This window comes from Sulfurimonas sp. (genome assembly GCF_029027405.1).
Taxonomy (GTDB): domain Bacteria; phylum Campylobacterota; class Campylobacteria; order Campylobacterales; family Sulfurimonadaceae; genus Sulfurimonas.
The window spans coordinates 2,483,804-2,502,775 of the sequence record NZ_CP093396.1; the positions used below are offsets into that span (position 1 = coordinate 2,483,804).

Here is an 18,972-nt window from a genome sequence, read left to right on the forward strand (position 1 = left end):
TCCTAATAAAGTATTATATTACTATAACTCTAAAAGTACAGTATCCCTACGAGTTGCTTCAAACTTTTTACATCCACTCTCAAAAGCACCACTCTCACCAATAAGAATACACTTATGTTTTGCTCTTGTTATAGCCGTATAAATTAGCTTTGTATTATGCATGATAAAGTGAGAAAAAGTCATGGGAATTACAACTATGTCATACTCCATTCCTTGTACTTTATGGATGGTTAAAGCATAAGATAACATTAGATGCGATTTAACCTCTTCATACTCGTAAACTACCACTACATCTTCATTTGGATAAAAAACGAACAGTTGTTCATCATCTTCTTCTATCTTAAAAAGTAGCCCACTCATACCATTATAGATGCGTCTTTGGCTTGAGTCTTCTCCAGTTTTAAAAGCGTCACCACTCCATGAGGTCATGTTCTCATTTTTAGTATGAACTACCTTGTCCATAAGTCTAAATTCTACTCCACCTTTTTTTACACATTTTTTTGGATTTGGGTTGAAGTATTCTTGTAAAACTTTGTTTAAATTATTGGTCCCAAGAGTTCCACCTTTCATAGGTGTTATTACTTGAAAATAATTTAGATACTCTTTTATCTGTTTGTTGTTAAGTCTATATCTTGCTTTTTCTATTGACTCAACAACTTTATGCATTATCTCTGTAACAATTTGCAAAGAGTTGCTTTCTCTTAATTCTTGAAGTTGTGTTTGAGAAAGCTCGCTTCTAAGTGTGTAATAGTTTTGTATGCTTATGTCTATAAACTCAAAATCTTCATAAGAGTTTCTATACTCTGGAACAATTCCTTTTCGTATATCATTTGCGATAAGTGTTATTGCTTGATCTTCACTCTGTCTATAAATCTTTGTAAGTTTTACAATAGGTGCTAACTCTAAACTCAAAACATCACTCAAAACATTTCCAGCTCCAATAGGAGGAAGTTGCGCATCATCTCCAACAATTATGACAATAGCATCTCTATGAATCTTTGCCATCAGTTTAGCAAAAAGAGGAGAGTTAATCATAGATGCTTCATCTATCAAAACAACACCAAAAGGAAAATCATCTCTATCTTCATGTTTAACTAAAAGACTCTGAATAGTAGCACTTTCATATCCAGTTGTATCTGCAATTCTCTGAGATGCGATGCCACTTAAAGCACAAGTTATTATCTCTTTTTTTTCATACTTAGTATTTAATAATTCAAGTATAGTTTTTGATGTTGTACTTTTACCAGTTCCTGCATAACCAACTAAAAAAAGTATAGATGCACCATCATTTATTTTTTTAACTGCTTCTTTTTGCTGTTCGCCTAAGTCCAAATCACTCTTTATTAAAAACTCATCTAAATCTTTTACAAATCCACCACTATCTTTTTTTGCTCTTTCTCTTATGGTGTCATATAGATATTTTTCAGCATCATACAGTCTTGCAGGAGAAAGTCTATCATTTTTCATAATGACTATACTTGATTCACTGACTCTCTCAATAAGTGCTAATTCGTACAGATGAGTTTTATCCACAAAGCCAAGAAGTTCATTTAAACCAGAAAAAAGTATCTCTTTAGCAACACAACTATTACCCTGTTGTTCACAGTAGTTCATAAGTACAAAATCCATCGCAGAACTTATACGATTTTCATCTTCACTCTCTACACCCATTTTAAGAGCCAACTCGTCTGCTCTTTTAAAACCTATACCATTTATGGAAGTAAGTATGTATGGATTACTTTTTATCTTTGAACATGGTTCATCAACATCTTTCATAGCAGTTGCTATGGCTGTAAGAAGAGTTTGTGAAACATCAAAAGGACTTAAAAACTCTCCTAATTTTCTCATGGAACGAAATTTTTTCCACGATGTTTGAATCTTTTTAAGTCGTTTTTCTTTGATGCCTTTAAACTCTAAAAGTTTTTGTATATCATTGTCTAAAATATTTATAAGTTCTTCTGAGCCAAATTGCTCTATCAATTCTGCTGATAGTTTTTTTGTAAAACCTTTAACGATTTTATTTAAAAAGAAAAATAGTTGATTTTGATTGACTTTGATAGATTCAAATTTAAAAGTTTTACCATATTTTTTATGTTCTTCCCAGTAACCACTTAGAGTAATGGCAGAACTTTTTATATTTTTCACATCACTCTCTAAGTAGGTTCCACTTATTTTTTCACCACTTTTTAATCGTGCAATAAAAAAGCCTTCATCTTCAAAAAGAATATGTTCTATTTGACCTATTAGAGTAGTGCTCACTCTATGCTTTAACTCGCTCTAGTCTATCGGATTCTTGTGCTTTATAAAGCTCTGCACACCCTTTTGATAGTTCACGGATTTTTAAGATGTAGTTTGCTCTTTCTGTTTGTGAGATTGCTTTTCTTGCATCTAAAACATTAAAAGTGTTAGATGCTAACATACATAAGTCATAAGCAGGAAGAGGAAGTCCAGCATCTAGTGCTGCTAAACACTCTTTAGATTTTGCATTAAAATCAGCAAACAGCATCTCAACATCTGCTACTTCAAAGTTGTATTTTGAGAACTGAATTTCACTCTCTTTATGAACATCTTTATAAAGTGTTTTATTTCCATCTTTATCTTCACTCCAAACAATATCAAAAATATTATCAACACCTTGAAGGTACATAGCAAGTCTTTCTGTTCCATAAGTTATCTCAACTGCAACAGGATTACACTCTATCCCTCCAACTTGTTGAAAGTATGTAAATTGTGTAACTTCCATACCATTTAACCAAACTTCCCAACCAAGTCCCCAAGCACCTAGTGTTGGTGACTCCCAGTTATCTTCTACAAATCTAATATCATGTTGTGAAACATCAAGACCAAGATACTCTAATGATTTTAAATAAAGTTCTTGAATATTATCTGGAGATGGTTTTATAAGCGCTTGAAACTGGTAATAACTTCCCAAACGATTTGGATTTTCTCCATATCGTCCATCTGTTGGACGACGAGATGGAGCTACATAAGCAACAGACCATGGCTGAGAATCTAGTGAGCGTAAAAAAGTTGCAGGATGAAAAGTTCCCGCTCCTGCTGGAATATCGTATGGTTGAACAATATTGCAACCCTCTCTCATCCAAAATTCTTGAAGTTTAAGTAACATCTCACTAAAAGTTATCATTATATTGCCTATTTAAAAATTTTTGTAATTATATCGAATCTAACTCATTTTACAAACTATATCGCCTACATTTTTTCCTAAAAATTTTGCAACTACTTCACACTTTACTTTAAGTAAAAAACATATTTTTTTTCTATGAGAAGGACTCATACATTCATAGTTGCCCATACCTTTACTTATGACTAAATCAACACTATCAAAAAGTTTTTTTGAGTAAGTATTTGCACGATTATAGGTAAACCCAGGGGTATTAACACCACTATCAACTAACTCACAAAGTTCATCAAAACCAGCCTCTTTTGCTTCTTTCATTGTCACATCATTTATAATTGGCTTTCCCCTAACCATATATGAATAAGAAGCATCTGGATATAACTCTTGGAGTGTTTGTATAAACACATAGTCAAATATATGCTCACCAACATTGTCGCCAATAATCAAAACGCTTGAAGCATTAGTGAGTTCATATTTCATTAGTTCAAAATCATCATAAGCAAAATCAGTATGAAAAACCTTTGAAAGTTCCTCTTCTAAGTCAAACTCAACTGCAGCAGCTAAATCTATAACATTACCAGCAACTGCTGTTTTTGTAGCTGTTAAAAGTTTGTTGCTAGATGTAAAAAGTTTATCTTTTACAAGCGGAACAAAAGAGAGAGCTTTTTTAGTAGAGAGTTCTTTTACTTCATCATAAAGGTCAGTTTTATTGGCTATTTCTGCCATTTTTCCATACACATAAGAAGCGATTTCAGGGGGATTATCTTCATATGAGAAGTTAAAACTCATCTCTTTAACTTTAGATGTCATTTCTTCTTTTAATGACTTTGAGGCATTTATGGCATCTGAGACTTTAATACTTTGGTTTATTATACAAGCAACGCAAGCTTCATCGATAGTCATATATTATGTAGTATGTTCATCAATAGCTTTATTCCACATAAGCTTATATTTTCTTCTCATAAACTCAACTTCTTGTTGAGAGAGTTTTAACTGCTCTGTTAGGGTTGCAATTGTTTTTCTATCTTCATCATAAAGTTCTTGAAGTGAACCTAGTGCTTCTCTTAAAAACTCGTTTTCCACTTTTACAGCTTCAATAGTTTCATCTTTGGCATCTAGAACTTTTTCATGCAAGTTAATAATAGTGCCTATTGTTTTTTCAACAAATTCTGGTTGCACGACCATTTCATGAGTATTGTGAGTAGAGAGTTTTTTTAGTTGAGCAGGTACAACTTCTCCTACACCTTGAGAAGGGTCAATCATTCTAACTCCATCTTCAACTTTTACAGTCAATTTTCCGCGTTCACATAAATCGTCAATACCACTTATATCCAAACCTGTTAAACTACTATACTCTTCATCACTCATCCACTGCATCAAAACTTCCTTTTATCAAGAATTTATTTAAGATATAATTGTTTCTATTTCCAAAGAATCAACTTCGACTTTTTTAGCTTTTGCAATTCTATCTTCTTTTAGTTTTACTGATAACTCATCATTATTAAGAGCAAGTATTTGCATCGCTAAGTATGCTGAGTTTATTGCGCCTGCTTTTCCTATAGCAACAGTAGCAACAGGCATACCAGCTGGCATCTGAACAGTTGAAAGTAATGCATCTATACCACCAAGAGCTGAAGCACTCATAGGAACACCAATAATTGGTTTAACTGTTTTAGACGAAAGTACACCAGCTAAGTGAGCAGCCATTCCAGCTGCAGCAATAAACACTTGTGCACCTTTAGCTTCAGCACTTTGAATATACTCTTTTGTTCTCTCTGGAGAACGATGTGCTGAAGAGATTATCATCTCAAAATTAACTCCAAAAGCTTCAAGCGTATCAGAACAAGATTTCATAACTTCATAATCACTTTTTGAACCTATTATTATCGATACAAATTTCATATATTTTCCTATATTTTATTTTTGCAATTATATCATTTTATTTTTCAACTTAACTTCCATCTCATTAGATGGAACAGGTTTTGAATAAAAATATCCCTGAATATAAGAACAACCATTGTTTACTAAAAAATCTTTTTGTTCTATACTTTCAACTCCCTCTGCTATTGTTTTTAAGTTTAGTGATGAAGCTAATGCTATAACTGCTTTTGTTATTGCTGCATCTTCTTCATCTGTTGGTAAATCTCGTATAAAAGATTGATCTATTTTTAATTTGTCAATTGGCAATTTCTTTAAGTATGCTAAAGATGAATATCCTGTTCCAAAATCATCAACGGCTAGCTCTATTCCAAGTTCAGATATTTGGTTCAAAATTTTGATGGCTTCTTCAGGATTAGTCATTATTTGACCTTCTGTCACCTCAAATTCAAGCCATTGTGATTTACACTCTGTTTCTATCATCATATTTTTTAAAAAGCTTATAAAATCTTTTTTTTGTAACTGTTTCATTGCCAAGTTTAGTGATAACCTTCCAGGATTCAAGCCTTCCTTATGCCAAGCTGAAACTTGCTTCATCGCTTGTTTCATTACCAACCTATCTAGCTCTACTATTAGTCCTGTTAATTCTGCTAAGGGGATAAACTTTGCAGGGCTTACTATACCCATTGTAGGGTGATTCCATCTTACTAAAGCTTCCATTCCTAGTAGCTTGTCTTTTTTTGCATCTATTTGCGGTTGATAATAAACTATAAACTCTTCATTTTTAAGTGCTGCTCTTAAACTTGCTTCCATAACAACTCTTTCAAATGCCAACTCTGTCATTTCTGATGAATAAAACTGAAAATTATTTCGCCCTTCTACTTTTGCTTTATACATTGCAGAGTCAGCATATTTAAGAAGGTTTTGAGCGTTATTGCCATCATCTGGAAAAAAGCTTATGCCTATACTACTAGATACATAAAGTTCATTATTATTTATAATCATTGGCTTAGCTAAACTATCTATAATTTTTTGAGCTAATTTAGATGCATCTTGAGCTAGTTTTAAATCATCTATTATGACAGTAAATTCATCACCGCCCAAGCGAGCGAGAGTATCTTTTTTTCTTATAGTTTTCTCTAGTCTTTGTGCAACAATTTTTAAAACTTCATCTCCAGTCTTATGTCCAAAAGAATCATTTATTTCTTTAAAATGGTCAAGGTCTATAAAAAATAATGCCATTATTGTGTTTGCTCTGTCTGCTTTTTCTATTGCTTGTTCTAGTCTATCATGGAACAGAAACCTGTTTGGAAGCCCCGTTAAAGCATCATGCTGTGCTTGATGTTCCAAGGCTTGAGCTATCTTTTTTTGTTCTGTTACATTTCTTATAATCTCCATTTTACTTGTTGTTCCATCTAAATTTTTAATAGATGTTGCAACAATTTCAAAAGATTGCCCATCTCCAATAGTTGCTTCATAAGTGACTTTATGATTTTTATAAATTACTTCTTCAAGTTTACAGTAAGAACATGGTTCAGATAAACCTGCTATAGAAGAGTAGCAAGTTTTACCTTCTTGATTACCAAACCAATCTAGCATAGTCTTGTTCATAAATCGAATACTAAAATCATCATTAACAACAAAAATACCAATCTCAATTTTATCTATAGCATCCATATATTGTTTCAGATTATAATTAGTATCTGCTAATCCCTTTTCTGCTAGTTTTTTAGCAGTTATATCTTTAGCATATCCTATGAAACCAATTGGATTTAAATATTCATCTTTTAGAGTTGCTAAAGTTAAATCAACATAAGCAACATCTTTTGATTTTTTTAATAGTCTAGTTTCTGCCCTATATTCGCCGTTTTTTCTAAGCTTCTTAATACTTGTACTAAATTCAACATAGTCTGCTTTTAGATACATGTAACTAGCATGTTTACCTACTATCTCACTTGATTTATAACCTAGTAATTTTTCTGAACCTTCATTACAGCTAGTAATGTTACCCTTTAAATCACTAGTTATAACACAATCATGAATTTCTTCAATTATTTTTGCCTGCTGTGCATTTTTTAACTCTAACTCTTTTCTTTTTGTTATATCAACAATAGTCCAAAGAACTGAATCTCTTTCTTCTATTAAATCTCCAGAAATATGTGCCCAAAAAATAGTTCCATTTTTATGTCTAAATTTATAATCAATTCCAACAGGCTTACCTGCAAGAACAAGATTAAATGCTTCTATACCAAAATCTATATATGCTTGTTTTGAGATATGAAGGATCGACGCAGTTTTCTTTATCAACTCTCCATCTTCATAACCAAACATTTCATTTAAACAATTATTTACCAACAGGTTGTTACGGTTTCTATCAACAATTAAAATCCCGATATGTGGGCTATTTAAAAATTGTTCCATTAGTTGCATTTTAAATTTAGTCATACTTCTTAATTGCTCTTTGGATTTGTACCCATATTAGCATCTGAAGGTATTCTCAAAAATGTATATGCTGGCATAGAAGTTGGCAAGGTTATAGGATTTACATTTCCACTATGAATCTCATCCCATATTTTTTTGTTTTGTGCCAAAAGTTGTTTTAATTTTAAGTAAATTTTTCCATCTTTTTCATAAGTTGAACCTATCTCATTATCGACAAATTCTATTTTACTTCCTAGTGGAGCAACTATTTCCATTTCATCATTTCGAAAAGTTTTATATTTGCATAAAAAATGTGTTCCTTCTTGTGTAACCACACCACTTACTTGATGAGTTCCGAGTTGTATAGAGAAGTCTATACTTTGTGAATCATTTTTCTCAAAAGGTCTAGAAATCAAATAGGCATCTGTATATCCACGATTTTGTAAAGATTGCAGTTCATATTGATATTTTGAATCATCAAACTTATCTTCATAGTAGTCATTCAGTGCCATTCTATAAGCTTTTGCAGTAACTCCAGCATAATAAGCTGTTTTTGTTCGACCTTCTATTTTAATGGAATCAACAACATTAGAATTAAGGATTTCTTTCATATGAGAAGCAAGATTTAAATCTTTTGCATTCATTACATATGTTCCAACACCCTCATCTTCTTCAAGCCTAAATAGCGTTCCAGTTTCAGGGTTCGCCGCATAAATCTCATAAGGAAATCTACAATCATTTGCACAACTTCCACGATTTGGAACTCGACCACTTTGAAGAGTTGAAATAAGACAGCGTCCACTATACGCAAAACACATACTTCCATGAACAAAAATCTCTAATTCTAAATCTGGAAGTTCTGTTTTTATAGCTACTAAATCCTTTAAAGATATCTCTCGTGCAGTAATTATCCGAACAGCACCCATATCATAAAATATTTTTGCATCTAAAATATTCATTACATTTGCTTGAGTTGATAGATGCAAAGGAATTTGTGGAGCTAAATCATTACAAAGTTTTAAAACTCCAGGAGTTGCAACTATAAAAGCATCTGGCTTTAACTCCGCCATTGCTAAGATATGTTTTTTTAAAAGTGTGATTTGAGAGTTAAAAGGAAATCCGTTTATAGTTGTATATACTTTTTTACCACGAGCATGGGCATAATCTATGCCTTCTTTAAATTCTTCCATAGAAAATTCTTTACCACTTCGTATACGAAGAGAAAAGTGACTAACACCACCATAAACAGCATCTGCCCCAAAATCTAGTGCAATTTTTAATTTTTCTAGTGTTCCCGCAGGGGATAACAATTCAACTTTTTGCATTATTGTCCGAATTGTGCTAAAAGTGCCTCAATATCGTCTGTTGATGCTACATCATTATTTTCATCACCAACTATATGTTTTGCAGATGAAACTCTCTTCTCATCATCAATTTTACCTTCAAACAAAGTATTCATATATGTTGAAAGTGCTCTCATAACATTTATAACACGCTCTATTTTTTGACGGTGTATATCTTGATACTGCATAATATCCATAACACTCATAATAGCATCTCCACTATTTTGAAGTGTTTCTAAGCCTTCATTAGAATTTACTAAAGCTTCTTCATTTTTTTCTAGCTGTGTTTTAAAAGCCTCAACATCAGGAAATTTTTCACTTAAAGTTTTAAATAGCTCAATATTTGAAGTTAATATTTCAATAACTTTATTTGCATTTTCTTCTTTATCCATTAAATCATTACTGATACCTTCAATAATGTCAAAAATCTCACTTGCTTTTTCTTCACTCTCTTTTGTTACATCATCTAGCTGATGCACCATTTTATTTTCATCAGTAGCTGGGAGTGGCCAGTGATGAGAAGTGTTTTCGCCATACCCTGCTGGAATACCGTCATCATCGCTATTTTCTGTGCTTTCTTCTTTAGCAGTTTCTTCTGAACTTACCTCATCACCAAGTCCTTCAATATCATCAATTTCCCCATTCATCATAGCATCTAATTCTTCTTGAGTCATTTCAATTCCCTAGCTAAATTTATTTATTGTCACTATAATAACATAAAAACCTAATAAGGGCTATATGATGAAAGTAGATTTACACAATCACACCAAACTTTGCAATCACGCACAAGGTGAAATCTCACAATATATCGAACAAGCTATTAAACAAAAAACAAAGTATTTTGGTATTTCTGATCATGCTCCAATGGATTTTGATGAAAGATATCGTATGAAATTTTCTGATATGAAGAACTATGAAAAAGAAGTTCTAGATAATAAAGAAAAATACAAAGACAAAATAGAAATTTTATTAGGTTATGAAGTAGATTTTTTACTTGGACACATGGATGAAAGAGTTTTAAATGCAGATGTTGATTATCTTATTGGTTCCGTTCATTTTGTTGATGAGTGGGGATTTGATAATCCTGAGTTTATAGGCAACTATGAGAAACAGGATATAGATGAAATATGGCAAAAATACTTTGACACCATAGAAGAAATGGCAAATAGCAAGCTTTTTGATATTGTAGGGCATCTAGACTTGATAAAAGTCTTTAAATATATGCCAAAAAAAGAGATTACTCTCATCACCAAAAATGCACTAAAAGCCATAAAAAAAGCAAATATGGTTATAGAACTAAATGTTGCAGGATATAGAAAACCAGTTAAAGAAGCTTATCCTTCACTATCTCTTTTAAAAGAAATATTTAAATTAAATATACCTATAAGTTTTGCATCTGATGCACATAAGCCAGAACAGGTGGGTCTTTTCAATGATGAAATAGTAAAAATGGCCAAAAATGTAGGTTACACAGAATGTGCCATCTTTAGGAAAAGAAAAAGAAAAATGATTAGTTTTTAATTTTACTTATCAAACGGAACAACTCGTCCAACCATAGCTTCTAAACTTCTTAATTCATAATCATGATGAGATTGCATCTCTGTCGTGTTTTTAATTTTATATTTTGTAATCCATACCATCTTATGGTGGGTAGCTTTTAAGTTTTTTGTTTTTAAATGCGCTCCAACTTCAGTATGTCCATAACAAGTACAAAAATAAGTCTTGCCATCTTCTACAAAAGTATAAGTTCCTGTTCCGCGAATTCCTGCTGTCATATTTGTAGTTACTATGCCGTGATTACCTTTGCTAAAAACAGCCATAACTCCGCCATTTATTACATTTAAGATTTTTTTTGAGCCTAGAGTGTCAAGTTTAAATTTTGTATTGCTTTTTGCAAAAAAAGCATCTTTACCGATATTAAACTTTACTTTTGAGTTTGCTTTTACTTCAATAGTATCACCATATTTAATCTTAGTGTTTTTGTTAACAACCACACCGTTTACCAATACATCCCCACTACCTGTTATTCCTTGAGCTTGAAGTAATCCAACCAAACTTAAAAAAAATAAAAACTTCCTCATCACACACTCCTTTTAGTAAATTTATATGACAGATTAATTATAACATAAAACTATGAAAAACAACTGTTTATGAAGTAATTAGCTTAGCTGAAGCTTTAAAGCGATTTTTAATAATTACATCTGTATAATGTCTTACATATTAATTATAAAAGGAAATTGTAATGGGAAAATATTTAGAACTAACTAGCACAGATTTTGAAGCAACTTTAAGCGAAGGTGTATCTTTAGTAGACTTTTGGGCGCCATGGTGTGGACCTTGTCGTATGATAGCTCCAGTTATCGAAGAATTAGCTGAAGATTTTGATGGAAAAGCTAAAATCTGCAAAGTAAATACTGATGAAGAGCAAGATATTGCTGTTAAATTTGGTATTCGTTCTATCCCAACTATCATGTTCTTCAAAAATGGTGAGATGGTTGATCAAGTTGTTGGAGCACAGTCTAAACAAGCTCTAGCAGAAAAAATAGACGCTCTTCTAGCGTAATTAAAGCGAAGCTGTATAATGGCAAAAAAAGGAGGTAAAAGCCTTCTTTCGTTATCTACGCTATTAGCTTCATTCTTTGGCTCTGCTATGATAGCAGTTGCCTTTGCATACTTCAACTATAAATTTTCAGAGTATAAGTTTATTGATTTTAATGAATGGATTTTTTATGAAAAAAAAGCTATTTTTAAACCAAGTGCCCAAAAATATATAGTAGTTTTTTATAGTTCAAGAGCTACAAATACTGCCCAACTTTTAGCTAAAACCGATTTAAATCTTCCAATATTAGCTATTGACTACTACAACGAAAGCTTCCCAAACTCTAAAAATACAACTTTTTTAAGAAGTGGTACAAAAAATTCTCTCTCATTTATACAGAGATTTAACATATACGAATCCCCCTGCATCTTTTTTATAAAGAAATCAAAAGATACTCTTTATAAACAAGATAGTATGATTCGTAAACTAGATAATTTAAAAGAATTATCTGAGCAAGTAAAAACTTTATAAACTAAGGAAAGACAATGATATTAGATTGTGCAATTATTGGTGGCGGACCTGCTGGACTTACTGCTGGACTATACACTACTCGTGGTGGTTTAGAAAATGTTACAATGTTTGAAAAAGGTATGCCTGGTGGACAAATTACTTTAAGTTCTGAAATAGAAAACTATCCTGGAGTAACTGGTGAAATCACAGGAATGGATTTGATGATGCCGTGGCCTGAACAATGTCAAAAATTTGGTCTTAAACATGAGATGGTTGAAGTTATAAAAGTAAGTAAAGATGGTGATATATTTACAATTCATAAAGGTGACGGAACTACACAAGAAGCTCATAGTGTTATAGTAGGTACTGGTTCTCGTCCTCGCCGTGCAGGTTTTGCAGGAGAAGATGAATTTTTTGGTCGTGGAGTTAGTACTTGTGCTACTTGTGATGGTTTCTTTTACAAAGGCAAAGAAGTTGCAGTTATTGGTGGTGGAGACACAGCTTTAGAAGAAGCTCTTTATCTTGCTAAGATTTGTACAAAAGTTTATTTAATTCACAGAAGAGATGAATTTCGTTCTGCTCCAAATACTGTTGATAGACTAAAAAGAACTGAAAATATAGAACTTGTTTTAAACTCTGTTCCTGATGAGGTTTATGGTGACAACATGGGTGTTACAGGTATTCGTGTTAAAAACAAAGATGGAAAACTTCGTGATATTGAAGTTCCAGGTGTTTTTACTTTTGTTGGTAATGATGTAAACAATCAAACACTTATGCAAGAAAATGGCGAGTTTTTATGTGATATGAATGCAAAAGGCGAAGTTATTGTTAACATAAGTATGGCAACTTCACTTGAAGGACTTTATGCAACTGGTGACATGCGTATCGCAGCTCCAAAACAAGTTGTAAGTGCAGCTGGAGATGGTGCTGTTGCAGCTCTTCAAGTTATCTCTTTCGTTGATGAAAAACTAAACGGTTAAAAAGGCAAAAAATGATTAAAGTTGGTGTATTTGGCGCAAATGGCAGAGTAGGACAACTTATTATTGATGATTTAAAAGATACTCAAGATATAAGTTTAAGTAGTGTGTTTGTAAGAAACGAGTTGAATTTTTCTATTGATCCGTCTGTTTTGGTATCTACAAATATAAACTCATTTTTTGATGCTTGTGACATTGTTATAGATTTTTCTCTTCCTGAGGCTTGTGAAGCACTTTTAGAAGCAGCTATAAAAAATCCTAAACCTTTAGTTATTGGCACAACTGGCTTAAGTGCACACCAACTTAATCTTTTAAAACAAGCAAGTGAGATTATGCCTATATTGTATGCTACGAATATGTCTTTAGGTGTAGCATTACTAAACAAATTAGTTTATCAAGCATCTGCAGCTCTTAAAGGTTTTAATATAGAAATAGTTGAAATGCATCATAAACATAAAAAAGATGCTCCTAGCGGAACTGCTCTTACTCTTGGAGAATCTGCTGCTAATGGTCGCGGACTTGGTTTAAATAAGGTTAGAGTAAGTGGCAGAGATGGAAATATTGGCGAGAGAACTGAAGATGAAATAGCTGTGATGGCTCTTAGAGGTGGAGATATTGTAGGAAAACACACTGTTGGTTTTTACAATGATGGTGAATTTATAGAGTTAAATCATACAGCAACTTCAAGAAATACTTTTAGTAAAGGTGCTATTCGTGCAGGAACTTGGCTAGCTAATAAAAAAGCTGGACTCTACTCAATAAGTGATTGCCTAGAGCTTTAATTATAAAAAATTTAGGACAAATTCAGTATAATTCTATTAATAATTTATGATGAGATAACAAGGAAAACTATTGAGAGAAGATGTTAACGAAAAATGTGCAGTTGTAGGAATTTTTGGACATGAAGAAGCTTCTAAACTAGCTTACTTCTCTCTTCACGCACTCCAACATCGGGGACAAGAAGCTGCGGGAATTAGTTCTTCAGATGGAAAAAAACTTCGTACTATTAAAAAACGCGGTTTAGTAATGCGTGTTTTTGATGAAGCTAAGTTAAAAACTTTAAGTGGTTCTAGTGCGATTGGTCATACTCGTTATTCAACTGCTGGTGAGGATTCAATTCTAGATGCTCAACCAGTATTTGCCAGATATGACTTAGGTGAAATGGCGATAGTTCACAACGGTAACCTCACAAATGCGGAAGAAGTTAGAAATAACCTTATAAAAAAAGGTGCAATTTTTCAAACTTTTATGGATACAGAAAATCTAATACATCTAATAGCAAAAAGTGAAGAAGAAAAACTTACTCCTAGGATAATAGATGCTGTTAAAAAAATAGAGGGTGCTTTCTCTTTAGTTTTTTTAAGTAGAACAAAAATGTTTGCTATGCGTGATCGTTTTGGGTTTCGTCCACTTAGTCTTGGACGACTACCAAATGGTGGCTATATAGTAGCAAGTGAAACCTGTGCCTTTGACCTTGTAAGTGCCGAGTTTGTTAGGGATATTGAGCCAGGAGAACTTCTTATATTTAAAGAGGGACGAGAACCAAAAAGTATTAAAATATTTGAACCTACCCCAAAACATTGTATTTTTGAGTATGTATATTTTGCAAGACCAGATTCTTTAGTTTATGGTCAGTCAGTTTATCAGATAAGAAAAAATATGGGAAAAGAACTCGCAAAGATAAGGCCTGTTGAAGCAGACTTGGTCGTACCTGTTCCTGATGGAGGAGTTCCCTCTGCTATTGGTTATGCCCAAGAGAGTGGTATTCCCTATGAAATGGGAATTATGAGAAACCATTATATTGGTCGTACATTTATAGAACCTACACAAGAAATGCGTGATTTAAAAGTAAAAATGAAACTCTCTCCTATGACAGATATCATAAAAGGGAAAAAAGTTATAGTTGTTGATGATTCTATCGTTCGTGGAACTACATCAAGACGAATTATAAGAATGTTAAAAGAAGCAGGAGCGAGTGAAGTACATATGCGTGTATCATCTCCTCCCACAACTGACCCTTGTTACTATGGCGTAGATACTCCAAATAAGGATAAACTAATAGCTGCGAATATGACACAAGATGAAATATGTAAATATATTGAAGCTGATTCATTGGCTTATTTAGACGAAAAATCTCTACTCAGAAGCGTAAATACAAAAAAAGACAATTACTGTACTGCTTGTTTTACAGGAAAGTATATAGTTTAATGACTCAAATATATACTTATGGCAACTATCTAAAAAATAAATTTAATTGCAAAGTTTACAAAGTTGGTATTAATATTTCTGGCTTCACTTGCCCAAATATAGATGGAACAGTTGCAAAAGGTGGCTGTACATTTTGTGAAAATGACTCTTTTTCAGCAAGTACCAATCAAATACAAGAACTTAAAGGTTTTCACCTTAACTTAAACTCCAAAGAAAACCCTTTCTTGCAAAAGCAACTTGAACAGCTTGAAATTCAATTTAATGCCATTAGCAAGAGGCAAAAAAATGAGTATAGTGCTAAAAAATTTTTAGTATATTTTCAATCTTTTACAAATACTTATGCTCCCTTTGAAACTCTCAAAGCACTTTATGATAAAGCTTTATCTTTTGATAATGTTGTAGGACTTAGCATTGGTACTCGCTCTGATTCTATTACTGATGAAACCCTTGATTATCTTTGTGAGTTAAACAAAGAAAAAGAAATTTGGATAGAATTTGGAATACAGTCTATCTACGATGAAACACTAAGTAAAATAAATCGTGGTCACGATAGTGCAAATGTAAAAAAGTGGATTTTAAAATCTAAAGCAAAAGGTTTAAATGTTTGCGGACATCTTATTTTTGGTCTTCCTGATGAGAACCAAGAGATGATGTTAGAAACTTCAAAACAAGCTTATGAATGGGGAATTGACTCTGTAAAATATCACCCACTATATGTAGTGAAAAAAACAGCTCTAGCAAATGACTTTTTAAAAGGTAAATTCACTCCAATTACAGAAGAGTTATACCTTGATACATTAGTCAAATCTATCGTTATGAAACCTAATAATATTTCAGTTCAAAGAGTTACAGCAGGGATAGATGACTCATCCTTACTCTCTCCAAATTGGTGCAGAAATAAAAACCAACAAGTTAAAAATATTAACAAAGCATTAAAACATTTAGGTTTAAAATACTAATTAGTTTTAAAAAATTCTAATTGCAGATTTAATTCTTCTGTCATTGAAGATAGATGCTCTGTTGATGATGAAATCTCTTGTACACTCTTAGAGTTTGAAGCAGATATATCGTTAATCTGGTGTATCTTAGTCATAATTTCTTTAACACCCTCTCCTGTATTTCTAGTATAATCAGAAGATACAACAACTCTCTTTAATGCTAGTGACATTTTTTGAGTACTTAACGCTACTTGCTCATCAACTACACTTGAAGATTCAACTAACTTGTCAAATTCTTTAGAATTTACTGATATTTGCCCAGATGCTTCAATAATATTTTGAACAATTACATTTACAGATGCTTGAATTTCTACTAAAGATTTTTGTGTTCTCTCCGCTAATTTTCTAACTTCATCTGCAACTACTGCAAAACCTCGTCCGTGTTCACCTGCTCTTGCTGCTTCAATAGCAGCATTTAAAGCTAAAAGATTTGTTTGATCCGCAATGTCACCTATTATCTCTAAAATATCTTTAACCTGCTCAGCATCTGTAGATAATTCATTTAGTTTTATAGCTAAATTATGTTCTACTTCGGCACTATTTCTTATGCTTCCTATCAATGAGTTAAAACCACTAGAAACTTCATCTATTATACTTGAAGCTTCATTCATTTCCTCTAGTGCCTTTGAAGTTTCTTCTAGTGTATCATTCATTTTATTATCTATAACTGTTGCTTCTTTACTTGTTTCATGAACAATATTAGATAATTCTTCTACACTTTCACCAATACTAGCTGCTGTAACTGATAACTCATTAGCAATAGCAACATTTTCAATAGATGTATTTTTGCTTTTGTTTACTGTATTGTTTAACTTTTTAGAAAAAGTGTTTATAGCATCCACCATTACGCTTAGTTCATCTTTTACATCATACTGGTACTGTACTGTTAAATTATTTTTATTTTCAGCAATTTCACGAGATATTCTACTTATGGGTTTTGTGATAGATGATATTATAAATAAAACAAAGATAATTACACCAACAAGCATAATTACTATCGTTGTATAAAATAAGTTCGTATTATCATTTAACTTTTCTTCTAGCTCTTTACGAGATTGTTTTAACATCTCCTTGAGACTATCTTCAGTTTTATAAACTGCTGAGCGAAGTTCTCCTTGTAGTCCTAATTTTTCGTTAAGTCCCAAGATTTTGTATGCATTTGCTAATGCAATAAATTTACTTTCATAATTTTTGATTTCTTTGTTGATTAGTAATTTTTGTGAGTTATTTTCAATATTTGCAATGGATTTTAATATATTTTTTATATTTTTAGAATGTTCATTTAAATACTTCTCGTCCTTCCTAAGTAAAAAATCTTTTTCATTTCTTCTAAGAGTTAATGTTTCACTTAAAATTTTGTAATTTTTAATTTTTGTAATCAAAGTTTCTGCACTATGAATAGACTTTCTCAACTCTCCTCTATACCCTCTTTTTTTATCTATGCCTATTTTTTTTACTTGTTTTAAAATTTCATTAAATTTTATTTTATAAACATTAAGATTTACTTTTAAAGATTTACTCTCTTCGTCCACATAAATTTCATTGTCATTAAACTTTTTCTCAAGCGTTATAATTTTATCTTCAATAGTTTTCATAATTAAATTGAACTTATCTACATATTTGACTTTTTTTCTAGCTAAAAAATCCTTTTCATTTCTTCTTTCTTGAAGAATTAAAACTTCTATATCACTTAAATCATTCTCTATTAAAGCTAAGTCTGATTGAATTGTTTGAATTTTTGATGAGAGTAGTACAATAACTATAATTGTAGAAACTAGCAATAGAGCTAAAAGAAGTAATCTTTTGGAAATGGACATTGATTTAAGCATAATTCACCTTGTATAAATTTATATCTTTATTTAACAAGGATAGCACAATTTAATTAATTATCCTAATTAATGACCATAAACCTTTCCAAAATGAGAAACATTTCTAAAGTAAGGTGGCCAATCAAAATAAACTCTGAAAGACTTCGCTTCTCCTGGTCTTAAATTTCTAGCAACAATGAACTCTTTTGTTATAGATTGAGGTCTATATAAAATATTAGAACCTCCTTTAAAAAAGTCCATGAAACCACTAGGTTTAAAGTAAGAACCACCTTTTATATTACCAGTTACATGACCTTTGTTTACAAGTTTAATCTCAAAGGTAACTTTACCTATCTCATGATTGCCTTCATTTCTTACTATACCAGTATAAACAATTTTTTCTATACTTAAAAGTCTTTTATTTTTCATTTTATAAAGTTTTGGAATTTTTGTATATTTATCTACTACTACAATGGAAAAACCTAAAAAAAGTAAGCAAATCAATGAAATAGAAATTATCATAGGAGGTATCAATTTTTTGTTTTTTTGTTTTATAGATGCTACTATACCTCCAACAAAAATAAAAAAAATTATACCAATAACAATAAAATGCCAATAATTAAAAAGTGTTGTCATTTGCACTTTGCTCCTAATAAAATATTATATTTTTTAGAGTAGTAAAAAGGCTCTAAAAACATCTTCAATTCTTTTGTTTGACCTACTTCTATATCTTCAATAGTAATCGATATTTTTTGAAATGCTTTAAATGAAAATAAAAAGTTTTTCAACTTATTGTTACTAACTTTATATGCTTTAGCAGTTACTTTGCAACGATTAAAATAGCGTTTTGAGTTATTTGTAATTGTTCCTTTAATTACAACTGCTTCTGTAAATGTTAATTTTTTTTCACTTGTTAATACAAGAGCATTTTTAAATAAAAATTCATGCATTTTCACATATCCAATAGTTGGAACACCCAATAGTATAATAAAAGAAGAGAGTATAAAAAAGATTGCTAAAACTGTTTTTCGTCTAAGGATAATACCTATAATAATCAAGAATAAAAATAGTATAAAAGTACCACCAAAAAGCATATAATCGTACGATATGAGATTATTTATAAAAGCGATTGTTTTTGATTTCACTATATT

General features: G+C 31.6%; 19 protein-coding genes. 7 read left to right on the plus strand and 12 right to left on the minus strand.

From position 1 onward, the window contains the following. Positions 1–21: 21 nt before the first annotated feature. The 8 genes from MOV42_RS12065 to MOV42_RS12100 are packed head-to-tail and all read right to left on the minus strand — an operon-like array spanning position 22 to position 9,455. Positions 22–2,259, minus strand: coding sequence for an AAA family ATPase (locus MOV42_RS12065; protein WP_324171427.1), 2,238 nt, complete (start codon positions 2,257–2,259; stop codon positions 22–24). A 1-nt stretch (position 2,260) separates the two neighbouring features. Beyond that, positions 2,261–3,145, minus strand: coding sequence for a glycine--tRNA ligase subunit alpha (glyQ, locus tag MOV42_RS12070; RefSeq protein WP_324171428.1), 885 nt, complete (start codon positions 3,143–3,145; stop codon positions 2,261–2,263). Positions 3,146–3,184: 39 nt separating this feature from the next. Further along, complete coding sequence (locus MOV42_RS12075; protein WP_324171429.1) at positions 3,185–4,042, minus strand: damage-control phosphatase ARMT1 family protein; 858 nt, start codon at positions 4,040–4,042, stop codon at positions 3,185–3,187. 3 nt (positions 4,043–4,045) lie between these two features. Next, the gene (locus tag MOV42_RS12080) at positions 4,046–4,516 is read right to left on the minus strand and encodes a DUF3972 domain-containing protein (RefSeq protein ID WP_324171430.1); all 471 of its coding nucleotides are present in this window, start codon (positions 4,514–4,516) and stop codon (positions 4,046–4,048) included. Between the two features lie 27 nt (positions 4,517–4,543). Continuing rightward, positions 4,544–5,041 carry a 5-(carboxyamino)imidazole ribonucleotide mutase gene (purE, locus tag MOV42_RS12085; protein ID WP_324171431.1) on the minus strand — a complete coding sequence of 166 codons (498 nt, stop codon included), beginning with the start codon at positions 5,039–5,041 and terminating at the stop codon, positions 4,544–4,546. 27 nt (positions 5,042–5,068) lie between these two features. After that, positions 5,069–7,462: an EAL domain-containing protein gene (locus tag MOV42_RS12090; protein ID WP_324171432.1), complete on the minus strand. Its 2,394-nt coding sequence runs from the start codon at positions 7,460–7,462 to the stop codon at positions 5,069–5,071. Between the two features lie 5 nt (positions 7,463–7,467). Beyond that, complete coding sequence (locus tag MOV42_RS12095; protein WP_324171433.1) at positions 7,468–8,763, minus strand: U32 family peptidase; 1,296 nt, start codon at positions 8,761–8,763, stop codon at positions 7,468–7,470. Next, positions 8,763–9,455 (minus strand): chemotaxis protein, encoded by a 693-nt coding sequence (locus MOV42_RS12100; RefSeq protein WP_324171434.1) that lies wholly within the window; start codon positions 9,453–9,455, stop codon positions 8,763–8,765. The genes MOV42_RS12095 and MOV42_RS12100 overlap by 1 nt, the downstream gene beginning before the upstream one ends. Positions 9,456–9,522: 67 nt before the next feature. Between MOV42_RS12100 and MOV42_RS12105 the strand changes: the two genes are divergently transcribed. Continuing rightward, complete coding sequence (locus MOV42_RS12105) at positions 9,523–10,302, plus strand: histidinol-phosphatase (protein WP_324171435.1); 780 nt, start codon at positions 9,523–9,525, stop codon at positions 10,300–10,302. A gap of 2 nt (positions 10,303–10,304) precedes the next feature. Here MOV42_RS12105 and MOV42_RS12110 read toward each other — a convergent pair whose 3' ends face one another. Further along, positions 10,305–10,862 (minus strand): hypothetical protein, encoded by a 558-nt coding sequence (locus MOV42_RS12110; protein ID WP_324171436.1) that lies wholly within the window; start codon positions 10,860–10,862, stop codon positions 10,305–10,307. Between the two features lie 161 nt (positions 10,863–11,023). On the opposite strand from MOV42_RS12110, the gene trxA reads away from it, so the two are divergent. The 6 genes from trxA to MOV42_RS12140 all read left to right on the plus strand — a co-directional run bounded on the left by trxA (position 11,024) and on the right by MOV42_RS12140 (position 15,974). Further along, positions 11,024–11,344 carry a thioredoxin gene (gene trxA / locus MOV42_RS12115; RefSeq protein ID WP_324171437.1) on the plus strand — a complete coding sequence of 107 codons (321 nt, stop codon included), beginning with the start codon at positions 11,024–11,026 and terminating at the stop codon, positions 11,342–11,344. Positions 11,345–11,362: 18 nt separating this feature from the next. Further along, positions 11,363–11,851, plus strand: a complete 489-nt coding sequence (locus tag MOV42_RS12120) for a hypothetical protein (RefSeq protein ID WP_324171438.1) — start codon at positions 11,363–11,365, stop codon at positions 11,849–11,851. A 17-nt stretch (positions 11,852–11,868) separates the two neighbouring features. Beyond that, positions 11,869–12,810 (plus strand): thioredoxin-disulfide reductase, encoded by a 942-nt coding sequence (gene trxB / locus MOV42_RS12125; RefSeq protein WP_324173030.1) that lies wholly within the window; start codon positions 11,869–11,871, stop codon positions 12,808–12,810. Between the two features lie 11 nt (positions 12,811–12,821). After that, positions 12,822–13,589 carry a 4-hydroxy-tetrahydrodipicolinate reductase gene (dapB, locus tag MOV42_RS12130; RefSeq protein ID WP_324171439.1) on the plus strand — a complete coding sequence of 256 codons (768 nt, stop codon included), beginning with the start codon at positions 12,822–12,824 and terminating at the stop codon, positions 13,587–13,589. A 70-nt stretch (positions 13,590–13,659) separates the two neighbouring features. Continuing rightward, positions 13,660–15,015, plus strand: a complete 1,356-nt coding sequence (gene purF, locus MOV42_RS12135) for an amidophosphoribosyltransferase (protein WP_324171440.1) — start codon at positions 13,660–13,662, stop codon at positions 15,013–15,015. Next, positions 15,015–15,974, plus strand: a complete 960-nt coding sequence (locus MOV42_RS12140) for a TIGR01212 family radical SAM protein (protein ID WP_324171441.1) — start codon at positions 15,015–15,017, stop codon at positions 15,972–15,974. Before purF ends, MOV42_RS12140 begins: the two co-directional genes overlap by 1 nt. On the opposite strand, the gene MOV42_RS12145 is transcribed toward MOV42_RS12140, so the two are convergent. The 3 genes from MOV42_RS12145 to MOV42_RS12155 all read right to left on the minus strand — a co-directional run bounded on the left by MOV42_RS12145 (position 15,971) and on the right by MOV42_RS12155 (position 18,966). Then, positions 15,971–17,842, minus strand: a complete 1,872-nt coding sequence (locus MOV42_RS12145) for a methyl-accepting chemotaxis protein (RefSeq protein WP_324171442.1) — start codon at positions 17,840–17,842, stop codon at positions 15,971–15,973. The genes MOV42_RS12140 and MOV42_RS12145 overlap by 4 nt on opposite strands. A gap of 66 nt (positions 17,843–17,908) precedes the next feature. Then, the gene (locus tag MOV42_RS12150) at positions 17,909–18,457 is read right to left on the minus strand and encodes a DUF2393 family protein (protein WP_324171443.1); all 549 of its coding nucleotides are present in this window, start codon (positions 18,455–18,457) and stop codon (positions 17,909–17,911) included. Beyond that, positions 18,454–18,966, minus strand: coding sequence for a DUF2393 family protein (locus tag MOV42_RS12155; protein ID WP_324171444.1), 513 nt, complete (start codon positions 18,964–18,966; stop codon positions 18,454–18,456). The genes MOV42_RS12150 and MOV42_RS12155 overlap by 4 nt, the downstream gene beginning before the upstream one ends. Positions 18,967–18,972 lie beyond the last annotated feature (6 nt).

Coding starts and splice junctions, on each gene's coding strand:
- glyQ (WP_324171428.1), bottom strand. CDS start 3,145: ATGATAACTTTTAGTGAGATGTTACTTAAACTTCAAGAATTTTGGATG.
- MOV42_RS12075 (WP_324171429.1), bottom strand. CDS start 4,042: ATGACTATCGATGAAGCTTGCGTTGCTTGTATAATAAACCAAAGTATT.
- MOV42_RS12080 (WP_324171430.1), bottom strand. CDS start 4,516: ATGCAGTGGATGAGTGATGAAGAGTATAGTAGTTTAACAGGTTTGGAT.
- purE (WP_324171431.1), bottom strand. CDS start 5,041: ATGAAATTTGTATCGATAATAATAGGTTCAAAAAGTGATTATGAAGTT.
- MOV42_RS12090 (WP_324171432.1), bottom strand. CDS start 7,462: ATGACTAAATTTAAAATGCAACTAATGGAACAATTTTTAAATAGCCCA.
- MOV42_RS12095 (WP_324171433.1), bottom strand. CDS start 8,763: ATGCAAAAAGTTGAATTGTTATCCCCTGCGGGAACACTAGAAAAATTA.
- MOV42_RS12100 (WP_324171434.1), bottom strand. CDS start 9,455: ATGACTCAAGAAGAATTAGATGCTATGATGAATGGGGAAATTGATGAT.
- MOV42_RS12105 (WP_324171435.1), top strand. CDS start 9,523: ATGAAAGTAGATTTACACAATCACACCAAACTTTGCAATCACGCACAA.
- MOV42_RS12110 (WP_324171436.1), bottom strand. CDS start 10,862: ATGAGGAAGTTTTTATTTTTTTTAAGTTTGGTTGGATTACTTCAAGCT.
- trxA (WP_324171437.1), top strand. CDS start 11,024: ATGGGAAAATATTTAGAACTAACTAGCACAGATTTTGAAGCAACTTTA.
- MOV42_RS12120 (WP_324171438.1), top strand. CDS start 11,363: ATGGCAAAAAAAGGAGGTAAAAGCCTTCTTTCGTTATCTACGCTATTA.
- dapB (WP_324171439.1), top strand. CDS start 12,822: ATGATTAAAGTTGGTGTATTTGGCGCAAATGGCAGAGTAGGACAACTT.
- MOV42_RS12140 (WP_324171441.1), top strand. CDS start 15,015: ATGACTCAAATATATACTTATGGCAACTATCTAAAAAATAAATTTAAT.
- MOV42_RS12145 (WP_324171442.1), bottom strand. CDS start 17,842: ATGCTTAAATCAATGTCCATTTCCAAAAGATTACTTCTTTTAGCTCTA.
- MOV42_RS12150 (WP_324171443.1), bottom strand. CDS start 18,457: ATGACAACACTTTTTAATTATTGGCATTTTATTGTTATTGGTATAATT.